This is a genomic window from Mesorhizobium sp. M6A.T.Ce.TU.002.03.1.1 (assembly GCF_003997275.1).
Taxonomy (GTDB): Bacteria; Pseudomonadota; Alphaproteobacteria; order Rhizobiales; family Rhizobiaceae; genus Mesorhizobium; species Mesorhizobium mediterraneum.
Genome location: NZ_RZTI01000170.1, coordinates 1 through 10,582, shown reverse-complemented (window position 1 = coordinate 10,582; position 10,582 = coordinate 1). Strand labels below are relative to the sequence as shown.

The window sequence follows — 10,582 nt, the reverse complement described above, 5'->3', positions numbered from 1 at the left end:
CACCGGCGCTGATCGTCGTCGGCGGCATCGTTGCGATGCGCTCCTGCGGCGTTGTTGCGGCAACAATCACCGCCGCCGGCGTCGACGGCGCCAGCCCACCCTCGAGCAGCGCGCCGGCGATCAGCGGCAGATTGGCCATACCCATATAGACGACGACCGGCTGGCCGGTGCGGGCGATTGCCGCCCAGTCGAGGTCGTCATCGGTGCCGGCGGCGTGGCCGGTCGCCAGGATCACCGCCTTGTTGATGCCGCGCATGGTGGCGGGGATGCCGGCACCGGCAAGCGCGCTGAGGCCCGAGGTGAGGCCGGACAGGACGCGGAACGGGATGTTTTCGCGGGCAAGCGCCAGCGCCTCTTCGCCGCCACGTCCGAAAATATAGGGATCACCGCCCTTCAGACGGACGACGCGCCGGCCCTCGCGCGCCAGCCGCACCAGCAAAGCGGTGATGTCGTCCTGCTTCATCGACGGTTGGCCGCCGCGCTTGCCGGCGTAGAAAAGCTCCGCGGCCTCGGCGACAGCGACGACATCGGGCGAGACTAGCGCGTCGTAGACGAGGGCATCGCACTGCCCAAGTGCCGCCAGCACTTCCAGCGTCAGGCAGCCGGGATCGCCGGGGCCGGCGCCGGCGAGCCAGACATGGCCCGGCTCCAGCTGGCGCGGTTTGAAGTTCAGCCGGGCCAAAGCCTGTTCGACTGAAGCGTTTCCACTTCTGTTTCTGGTGCCGTCGTTCACAATCCGTCCCGTCCGCGAAAACGCCGCTGATAGTGGGCGTCGTAAAGTGAACTCTCGCCAAAGCCTTCGGCTGCCAGCGAGCGGCCGACGAAGATGATCGCCGTGCGTTCCATCGGATCGGCGGCCAACTGCGCCTCGATCGTCGCCAGCGTGCCGGTCAGCACGCGCTCGTCCGGCCAGGAGGCGCGGAAGACGACCGCCACCGGGCAATCGGCGCCATAGAATGGCGTCAGTTCGGCGACGACGCGGTCGATGGCGTGGATGGCAAGATGAATGGCCAGCGTCGCACCAGTGCGGCCGAAACCGGCCAGGGTTTCGCCGGGCGGCATTTTTGACGCACGGCCGGAGATACGGGTCAGCACCAGGCTCTGCGCGACCTCGGGAATGGTCAGTTCGCGGCGCAGCGCTGCCGCGGCGGCGGCGAAGGAAGGCACGCCCGGCGTCAGCGTGTAGGCGATGCCGTGCTTCTCCAGCCGGCGGATCTGCTCTGCGACGGCGCTCCACACCGAGAGATCACCGGAATGGAGGCGGGCGACATCGTGGCCGGCCTGGTGAGCCGCCACATATTCCGCTTCGATCTCGTCGAGCGACATCGGTGCGGTATCGATCAATTTCGTGCCAGGTGCGCAGTGCTGCAGCAGCTCGGGCGCGACGATCGAGCCGGCATAGAGGCAGACCGGGCAGCTTGCCAGCAGTCGGCTGCCACGCAAGGTGATGAGGTCGGCCGCGCCCGGTCCGGCGCCGATGAAATGGACCGTCATGCCGCGTCTCCGCTGATGGCGATGGCGCAGGTGACCGGGCCAAGCACAATGCGCGGCCCAAGCAGTTTCGCGTCTTTTCCGGCAGCGGCAAGCGCGGAGGCTTCGGAAACCGACGGCGTGCCGGCACGCTCCTGCGACAGGCTCGAGCGGCTGATTGCGCGCGACGACGCGGCCTTGAGCGCATCGTCCTCGACAATGATCACGGGCAGGGCGAGCTCGCGCCCGGCAGAGAAGATTGCCCGCTCGTTCTGCTTCAGAGAAGCAGTTGCGAGCGCCGAAAGCGCCGTCATCGCCAGCCCGTGCGCTTCCAGCGCGGTTTCAATGACGGCAAGCACATCCCTTGCGCTGACGCCCTTGCGGCTGCCGATGCCCGCGACCATCATGGCTTGACCCAGCTCCATTGGGTGACCGGCATCGCTGGCCGCCAGGCCTGCATCGATCCGACCGGTGACACACGCGATAGCGCGATGCGGGTGAGATCGCCGCCGAGCGAAGCGTGATGGACAAGCAGCAGCGCCTCCATCTCCAGCGTCACCGCATTGGCAACCAACCGGCCGCCAACACGCAGGGCCTTGATGGCCGCGCCCAGCACGCCGCTATCGCTGCCGCCGCCGCCGATGAAGATCGCATCCGGCGTGCCTAGCTTGGCAAGCGCCTTTGGTGCCGAGCCTTCAACGACGACAAGGTCGGGCACGCCACAGTGTGAAGCGTTGCGGTGGATGCGGGCGGCGCGGACCGGATCGGCCTCGATAGCAATGGCGCGCAGCGAGGGATGGGTCAGCATCCATTCGATGCCTATCGAACCGGAGCCGGCGCCGATATCCCACAGCAACTCGCCGCGCCTGGGGGCGAGGGCGGACAGGGTAATCGCGCGGATCTCGCGCTTGGTGATCTGGCCGTCATGCTCGAACAAATGGTCGGCAAGGCCTGAGGTCAGCGGCAGGACGCGTGCTTCTGGAGTTGAGTCAACTTCGATCGCCAGCACGTTGAGCGGGTTGATCATTTCGAGATCGAAGGCGTCCGCGCGCGCCGAGCGCAGCTTTTCGTTCGGGCCGCCCAACGCCTCCAGGATCGTCAGTCGTGAGGCGCCGAAGTCGAGTTCGGTCAGCAGGCGAGCAATCGCTGCCGGCGCATCGCCGTCCGAGGTCAGCGCAAGGATGCGGGTGCCCGGATGCAGCAGCGGCCGGATCAGGTCGAGCGAGCGGCCATGCAGCGAAATGGTCTCGACATCCTGCAGCGCCCAGCCGAGGCGGGCGGCAGCCAGCGACATGGCCGAAGGCGCAGGGATGACGCGCATCTCGTCAACCGCAACCTTGCGGGTAAGGGTGACGCCGACGCCGTGGAAGAACGGATCGCCGGAGGCCAGCACGCAGACCTTTTTGCCCGCAAGTGCCAGCACGTCGCGCATCTCCGTATCGAAAGGGGTCGGCCAGGCGCGGGCTTCGCCTTTGGCGAGTGACCCGACAAGGGCAAGGTGACGCGTGCCGCCGAAGACGAATTCGGCCTCGGCGATCAACCGCTTGGCCTCGTCACCGAGACCCGCTACACCGTCCTCGCCGATGCCGACGATTGTGAGCCATTTGGGTGTTGGCTGTTTATTATTTGACATGCCGCGCCGCCCCTCATCCGCCTGCCGGCACCTTCTCCCCGTATAGTGACGGGGAGAAGGGAACTGGCCGCAACGCTGGCGTCCCCCTCTCCCCGCCCTTCACGGGGAGAGGGTAAGGGTGAGGGGCTGCTCGGCGTCGCCCATTGTGGTGCCAATGAAGCGCATTCTGATCCTCGGCGGAACCACCGAAGCCCGGCAACTGGCGGGAAAGCTGGCCGCGCGCCCGGATGTGTCGCTCACGCTGTCGCTGGCCGGCCGCACTGAAAGCCCGGTGGCGCAAGGCGTTCCGACGAGGGTGGGTGGTTTCGGCGGCGCCGATGGGCTGGCGGCATATCTCCGCCAAAACCAGATCGATCTGCTGATCGACGCCACGCATCCCTATGCGGCGCAGATCTCCGCCAATGCGGCGGAAGCGGCGCATGGGGCCGGTGTGCCTATCATTGCGCTCTGGCGCCCAGGCTGGGAGCCAGCCGAAGGCGACCGCTGGACGCTCGTCGATGGAGTAACCGACGCGGTGAAGGTGCTGGGATCGGCTCCACGCCGCGTCTTCCTGGCGCTCGGGCGGCAGGAGGTCGCCGCGTTCGAGGCCGCTCCCCAGCATCACTATCTGATCCGCAGCGTCGATCCGGTCGAGCCGAGGCTTGCGGTACCCGATGCGACCTATCTGTTGTCGCGCGGGCCGTTTCGCGAGGCGGATGAGCGCGCGCTGCTCGAAAGCCATCGCATCGACGTCGTCGTGTCCAAGAACAGCGGCGGCGAGGCGACCTATGGCAAGATCGCGGCGGCGCGGACGCTCGGCATCGAGGTGATCATGATCCGCCGGCCGGCGCTGCCGGATGTTACGTCGGCTGAAACCGTCGAAGCGCTTGCAGCGATGGTCAGTCATTTTCTTGGGCCCGCTGCCGAACGCGGCGTGTAGACCAGCGCCGGTTTTTCACCGCGCTTAATGATCCTGGTTTCCGGCGAGCCGATGATGATGCAGGTCGCCATGTCAGCCTTTTCCGCGTCGGCGTCCGCCAGCAAAAACACCTCGATTCGCTCGTCGGGACGGCCGGCGGCGCGGCCGAAGACGACCGGCGTGGTGCCGGGCAGAATCGCTGTGAGGCATTCGAAGGCGCGGCCAAGCTGCCAGGGACGCGCCTTGCTGATTGGATTGTAAAGCGCGATGACGAAGCCGGCGCCGGCCGCCGCCAGCAGGCGCAGCTCGATCAGGTCCCAGGGCTTCAGATTGTCGGACAGCGAGATGGCGCAGAAATCATGGCCGAGCGGCGCGCCAATGCGCGCAGCTACCGCAAGCATGGCGGTAATGCCGGGCAGCATTGCGACATCGACGGCACGCCATTCGGCCGGTCCGGCCTCGATCGCCTCGCAGACGGCGGCCGCCATGGCAAAGACGCCAGGGTCGCCGCCCGAGACGACGGCGACATCGTGGCCTTGCGCAGCCTTTGCCAGCGCGTCGTTGGCGCGGGACAGCTCCTCACGATTATCAGAGGCGACGCGGGTCTGGTCCGGGCGCAGGTCGAGCCGATCGAGATAGGGCTTGTAGCCGTAGAAGAATTTTGCCTCGGCGACGGCGCGGTTTGCCTCCGGCGTCACCTGGTCGGCATTGCCGGGTCCGAGGCCGATGACGGTCAGGCGGCCGCTCATGCCCCGGCCTCCATCAATGCTTCGCGACGGCCGGACCAGCCAGCCACCAGCACGATGGCGAAATAGGGTGCCTTGTCGTCCTGCTTGTCGGCCAGCCGCATCGAGATGCCGCCCGGCATGGTGCCGCGCTCGACATAGACGGCACGCGCCAGCTTGCCGGTCGCCTCCAGCGCGCGCCTGATCTTGGGCAGGTTGCGGCCGACCTTCATGATGACGGCGGCATCGGTATCGGCGAGGCGGCGCGTCAGCTCGAATTCGCTCATTGTGCCCGGCAGCACGGTCAGCACGTCGTCGCCCTGGACGATCGGCGTTCCGGTCGCCGACCAGCAGCCGGACATGGCGGTGACGCCGGGAATGACTTCGGTTGGGAAGCGGTGCGCCAGCCTGACATGTAGATGCATGTAGGAGCCGTAGAACAGCGGGTCGCCTTCCGAAAGCACGGCGACCATTCTGCCGGCGCTGAGGTGCTCAGCGACCTTCTCGGCCGACTCTTCGTAGAAATCCGTTATCTGCGACCGGTATTCGCTGTGATCCTTGTCGATTTCGGTGGTCACGGGATAGAGCAGCGGCAACTCTATCAAATCGGGACGAAAATGGGCGCCGACGATGGCGCGCGCATTGCTGTTGTTGCCGCGCTTGGCAAAATGCGCGACCACGTCGGCCTCGGCCAGCGCGCGCACGGCTTTGAGCGTCAGCAGTTCGGGGTCGCCGGGACCGGTGCCGACGCCGACAAGCCTACCTTTTGCAATCGCGTTCACAGGCCCGGCCTCGCCAGTGCGTTGAGTGCCGCCGCGGTCATGGCGCTGCCGCCCAATCTGCCGCGCACTATCGCGTAAGGCACGCCATAGGAATTCTCGGCCAGCGCATCCTTCGATTCGGCAGCACCGACGAAGCCGACGGGCATGCCGATGATGGCGGCAGGTTTCGGGGCGGCGTCGCGCAGCCTTTCCAGCAGGTAGAAAAGCGCTGTCGGCGCATTGCCGATGGCGACGACCGAACCGGCCATGCGCTCGCCCCACAGGTCGATGGCCGCGGCCGAGCGGGTGTTGCCGATCTTTTTCGCGATGTCAGAGGTTTGCGGGTCGCGCAGCGTGCAGATCACCTCGTTGCCGGCCGGCAACCGCGCGCGCGTCACGCCGTGCGAGACCATCTCGGCGTCGCAGAAGATCGGCGCGCCGGCCGCCAGCGCCGTGCGCGCGGCGGCTACAAAATCCTCTGAAAAAACGAAGTGCCTGCTGGCCTCGACCTGTCCGCAGGCATGGATCATGCGAATGGCGACATCGGCTTCGGCATCGGAAAACCGCGACAGGTCGGCCTCGGCACGAATGATGGCGAAGGAGCGCTCATAGATCGCCGTGCCGTCATGGATGTAGTCGTAGGCGATGTGAGCGGGCATGCTCATTCCTGTCGGTAAGTTTCGATGATTTCGGCCGCGCCAAGCCTTGCCAGGCAAATGGCGGCGGTTTCACCTCGAAGTCGTGTGCCGCGGATCGCAGCCGCAATGCGGCCAACGCCGCGCGCGGCGTCATAGCCTGGCCTGTATCCGGCGGGAAGGGCCTTCGCCGTCCCGTCCACGACAAGTCCGGCCCCGTTTTCGCCGCCGACCAGTGTCAGCGCCGCCGGGCCGGGATGCGCGCAGCCCTTGGCGCAGCCGGAAATGTGCAGCGTGAAGGAGGAATCGAGGATGTCACCATCTTCCGCTGCGATGGTCTCGGCGATATCGCGGGTGGCGATCCGGCCGGAGGCGCAGGCGGGAGTTCCAGGGCAAGCGGCGATCCTGGTGCGCGGATCGGTGGGGTTGGTGACGAAGCCGAGGGTGGCGGCGGCGTGCTGGAGCGAGTGGCAGGCGGTCGGGGAGAGGCCGAGGAAAAGCAGCGCGCGTTGTGGCGCGAGGCGGATTTGGGTTGCGCCAAGGGCGAGGGCGCTCTGCGAGAGGTCGATGATCTTCTCTGCCGGCATGCTGCCGAAGGGCAGGCCGATGCCGAGGGCGATGCTGGTGGCAGCCAGATCGAAAATTCCGATTGGCTGGCGTTCCTTCGCGCCCCCCTCTGTCTTGCCGGACATCTCCCCCACTTGGGGGGAGATTGCGCCCTCATCTCCGCTTTCGCCAATCGCCAAAGATGCCGAGGGGGAGCCGCCGGCGAAGCTGCCGATCTCCCCCCAAGTGGGGGAGATGTCCGGCAGGACAGAGGGGGGCGCGAAGGAATGCCAGCTTGCGAGGGATATTAACTGCCTTTCCGTCAAATCCCGTGCATGGGCTTCGCGGCCTTTTTCGGCGATCATCCTGAGCATCGCGACTGCAATATCGCGCGCCGCATCGTCTTCCACCGTAACGAGCGGCTTCGCATTCTGCCCATCACCCGCGACAGCCACCTGCCACTTGATTCCCGCATTGGTGCGCGTTGCAACGAGCCGCACGTCGGCGGTAACCGCATCCATTGTCAGCCGTCCGCCGCCGTCGACAATCACCGAGACCTTCGGGCCAAGGCGCTGTGCCAGCCCAGCTTCATCAATTGCCGCCCGAATCCGCTCCGCCAGCGGGCGCGGATCGACGATCTCCTTGGTGTCGAGCCCTGCCAGTGGACCGGTCTCGACCGGCACGCCGGTGCGCACGGCAATGCCAAGTGCATCGACCTCCACCGCCAGCAGCCGCGCGCTTGCCGGCGTCAGGCCGCGTATCTGCAGGCTGCCGCGTGCGGTCACTTCCATGATGCCGTTGCCGTGCCGCAAGGCGGATTCACCGAGTCCGATCAAGGCTTTCGGCAAGAGTCCTCCAGCGACCGGGTTGAGCCGCACCAAAAGGCCGTCACCGGTCTGCATCGGCGCCGACAAAGCGGGGCAGGCGCCGCGTCGGGAGAAGGCGTTCATGCCGCCACCCCCAGCGCCTGGGCCTCGGCGATCAGTGTGGCGAGATCGTCATCGATGGAATTGCGCAGCGGATGCCAGAGACCGCGCCGCCGTGCCGACAGCAAACGCTCGGCGATGACCTTCGCCGCCGCCGGATTCTCGCGCAGGATGAACGCCCGGACAATGGGGTCGCCGAGATAGGCGTCGTGCACGGCCTCGATCAGCGCGCCCGGTATGGCATAGGTGGTCTCGGCAAAGCCGACGAGACGGTCGACCGTCTCGGCGAATTCCGAGGCACCGCGCGGCCCGTGCCGCATCTGGCCGGCAATGAAGCGCGGGTTGACCGCGCGCGCCCGCACGACCCGTGACACGGCTTCTCCAACCGAGCGCGGCTTCGGCTTTTGCGGATCGGTGGTGTCGAGCACGATGACATCGGCGTTCTTGCCGAGTGCGGCTAGCGCCGCCGAAAAACCGCCGATGAAGGCGACGTCGGCGGAGCCTTCGAGGATGTCGCGGCCGGGGTCGTCTCCGGTATGGACGAGAAGGTCCGCCTCGGCGATACGATCCTCGAAGGCGCCGGGCGCCGAAATCCCTTCGCCCTCTGCGCCGCCATAGGCATGCGAGGTGGCGTCGAGGTAGGCGCGGCCGATTTCTTCGCGCGCGGCCCAGTCGCCGCTCGACAGCAAATCCTCGACGCCGGCGCCGTAGGTGCCGGGCGAGGTGCCGAAAATGCGTGGGCTGATCTTCCCGTCTGCGCGGGTCCTTGCGGCGAGCGGGTTCTCCGACACGTCCTCGTCGCGGGTAGCGACGGCGTTGGCGGCAGCGTCGATCAACGCGATCTGGGTCGGGAACATGTCGCGGAACAGGCCCGATATGCGCCAGGTGACGTCGACGCGTGGCCGGCCAAGCGTGGCCGGCGGCAGCACCTCGATGCCGGTGACGCGGCCGGTGGCGGAATCCCATTGCGGCCGGCAGCCCATCAGCGCCAGGCCTTGCGCGATCTCCTCGCCGCCGGTGCGCAGCGAGGCCGAGCCCCACAGGTCGATGACTAGCGAGCGCGGCCAGTCGCCATGCGATTGCATATAGCTGCGCAAGACCTCGTCGGAGGCCGCCCTGCCGAGATCGAAGGATGTCGGCGTCGGCATGGTGCGTGGATCGGCGGTGAACAGATTACGGCCGGTCGGCAGCACATCGCGCCGGCCACGCGCGGGTGCACCGGCCGGACCGGCAGCGACATGACGGCCGTCGAGGGCGGCAAGCAGTGCTGCTTTTTCGGCTGTCGCGCTTTGCTCGCGCAGCGGATCGGCCTCGCCTTCCGGCGACCGGCCGTAGATGTGCAGGCCGTCCTTGATCGCGAAATCCTTGAGGTCGCAAAGCCAGGCGTCGATCCGGCGCAGCGCTTCGTCGGGCGCGTCGATTCCGGCGACGCCGGCCTCGGATGCGAAGCCGGTCTTCTGCGCCGTTTCGACGATCAACTTCGCCAGGCGGTCGCGACGGCGGCGGTCGAGCCCGTCGGCCTGGGCATATTCGTCGACCAGCCGTTCAAGCTGGTGCTGGTTCTCGTCAAGCCCGGCGCCGGTCAGCGGCGGCGGCAAATGGCCGAGGGTGACGGCGGCAATGCGCCGCTTGGCCTGCGCTGCCTCGCCGGGGTTGGAGACGATGAAGGGATAGATGACGGGCAGGGGGCCGGTGACGATCTCGGGGAAGCAGGTCTCGCTGAGTGCAACGGTTTTTCCGGGCAGCCATTCCAGCGTGCCGTGGGCGCCTACGTGGACGAGGGCATGGACACCGAGGGATTTCCTAAGCCACAGGCCGAAGGCGATCAGCGCATGACGGGGTGGCAATGTCGGGTCGTGATAGTCGGCGCGGCGATCGGCGGAACGCCCGCGATCGGGGGCGAGCGCCACGGTGATGTTGCCGAAGGTGGCGGCGCGGAAGGGGAAATTTGCCGCGGTAAGCGCTTGAACACCCCCCTCTGTCCTGCCGGACATCTCCCCCGCAAGGGGGGAGATTGGCAGTTCCGATGCCGTCGCTCCTTCTGCAACGCTGGTAGTTGGCGAAAGCCTCAAAGAGAGTTCAATCTCCCCCCTTGCGGGGGAGATGTCCGGCAGGACAGAGGGGGGTGCCTCGCACAAACCTGTCTCATCTTCCGCATTCCCCCATGCGGCCTCTAACGCGGCGATAGCCGCGGGCGGCACTTCATTCGAGAAGGTCAGATACTCCTTCAATGCCAACTCTTGGCCGCCTTTTTCCAGCCTATCCAGCAACGCGCGCGGCGTTTGCGGAATCCCTTCAACGGCATAGCCCTGTTCGCTCAGGTCATGCAGCATCGCCAGCACGCTGGATGGCACGTCTAGACCGACGGCGTAGCCGGTGCGGCCGGGCGCGCTCGGATAGTCGGGAATCAGGATGGCGAGCTTGCGTTCTGCGCGCGGCGTGCGCTGCAGGCGCACGAAAGCTTCGACACGGTTCGCCACCTGCGCCACGCGGTCCGGCTCCGGCCGGTTGGCGAAGGCGCGGAAGGCCAATGCCGGGTCGGTTTCGCTCTCGCCCTTGAAGGAAATGGCGCCGGCGAGGATGCGGCCGTCGAGCTCGGGCAGCACGACATGCATGGCGAGGTCGGCGGGGGCGAGGCCGCGCTGGTTGTTTTGCCAGATGTCACGGCGTGTCGTCGCGACGATGACCTGGAACACCGGCACGCCAGCGCGGTCGAACAGGGTCTCGACGCCGGGCTCGGCACCGGAGGCGAAGGCCGTGGTGGTGATGATGGCAGCAGGGTTTAGTGTCGACAGTGCTATTTCGACAAAGGCGAGCGAGGCCGGGTCCTTTAGGCTGGAGACGAAGATGGGGACGGGGGCCATGCCGCGCTGTCCGAGCGCCTCGAACAATGCATCGATGGGCGCGACATCGGCGGCGAGCAGCATCGAACGGTAGAAGAGGATGGGGATGATGGGGGCGGCGTCTCCCTCCCCCTCGAGGGGAGGG

10 protein-coding genes are annotated in these 10,582 nt (G+C 67.0%); 1 reads left to right on the top strand and 9 read right to left on the bottom strand.

Annotated features, from left to right (window positions below):
- The 4 genes from cobA to cbiE form a co-directional block, all read right to left on the bottom strand.
- Window positions 1-733: uroporphyrinogen-III C-methyltransferase (gene cobA / locus EOC93_RS30240; protein WP_127206458.1), on the bottom strand; the 733-nt coding region annotated here is incomplete at its 3' end.
- Complete coding sequence (gene cobM, locus EOC93_RS30235; protein WP_127206457.1) at window positions 730-1,494, bottom strand: precorrin-4 C(11)-methyltransferase; 765 nt, start codon at window positions 1,492-1,494, stop codon at window positions 730-732. The genes cobA and cobM, both read right to left, overlap by 4 nt.
- Window positions 1,491-1,877, bottom strand: coding sequence for a cobalamin biosynthesis protein (locus EOC93_RS30230; protein WP_126106047.1), 387 nt, complete (start codon window positions 1,875-1,877; stop codon window positions 1,491-1,493). Before EOC93_RS30230 ends, cobM begins: the two co-directional genes overlap by 4 nt.
- Window positions 1,874-3,103 (bottom strand): precorrin-6y C5,15-methyltransferase (decarboxylating) subunit CbiE, encoded by a 1,230-nt coding sequence (cbiE, locus tag EOC93_RS30225; RefSeq protein WP_127206456.1) that lies wholly within the window; start codon window positions 3,101-3,103, stop codon window positions 1,874-1,876. Before cbiE ends, EOC93_RS30230 begins: the two co-directional genes overlap by 4 nt.
- A 154-nt stretch (window positions 3,104-3,257) precedes the next feature.
- Between cbiE and EOC93_RS30215 the strand changes: the two genes are divergently transcribed.
- Complete coding sequence (locus EOC93_RS30215; RefSeq protein WP_127206454.1) at window positions 3,258-4,022, top strand: cobalt-precorrin-6A reductase; 765 nt, start codon at window positions 3,258-3,260, stop codon at window positions 4,020-4,022.
- Here EOC93_RS30215 and EOC93_RS30210 read toward each other — a convergent pair.
- The 5 genes from EOC93_RS30210 to EOC93_RS30190 form a co-directional block, all read right to left on the bottom strand.
- On the bottom strand, window positions 3,986-4,750 hold the full coding sequence (locus tag EOC93_RS30210; RefSeq protein ID WP_127206453.1) for a precorrin-3B C(17)-methyltransferase: 765 nt from the start codon (window positions 4,748-4,750) through the stop codon (window positions 3,986-3,988). The genes EOC93_RS30215 and EOC93_RS30210 overlap by 37 nt on opposite strands.
- A complete protein-coding gene (locus tag EOC93_RS30205; protein ID WP_127206452.1) occupies window positions 4,747-5,508 on the bottom strand; it encodes a precorrin-2 C(20)-methyltransferase in 762 nt (253 codons plus the stop codon). The genes EOC93_RS30210 and EOC93_RS30205 overlap by 4 nt, the downstream gene beginning before the upstream one ends.
- Window positions 5,505-6,146 carry a precorrin-8X methylmutase gene (locus tag EOC93_RS30200; RefSeq protein ID WP_127206451.1) on the bottom strand — a complete coding sequence of 214 codons (642 nt, stop codon included), beginning with the start codon at window positions 6,144-6,146 and terminating at the stop codon, window positions 5,505-5,507. The genes EOC93_RS30205 and EOC93_RS30200 overlap by 4 nt, the downstream gene beginning before the upstream one ends.
- A gap of 2 nt (window positions 6,147-6,148) precedes the next feature.
- Complete coding sequence (gene cobG / locus EOC93_RS30195) at window positions 6,149-7,618, bottom strand: precorrin-3B synthase (RefSeq protein WP_127206450.1); 1,470 nt, start codon at window positions 7,616-7,618, stop codon at window positions 6,149-6,151.
- Window positions 7,615-10,582, bottom strand: a 2,968-nt coding sequence (locus EOC93_RS30190; RefSeq protein ID WP_127206449.1) for a cobaltochelatase subunit CobN, incomplete at its 5' end; no start/stop codon positions are given. The genes cobG and EOC93_RS30190, both read right to left, overlap by 4 nt.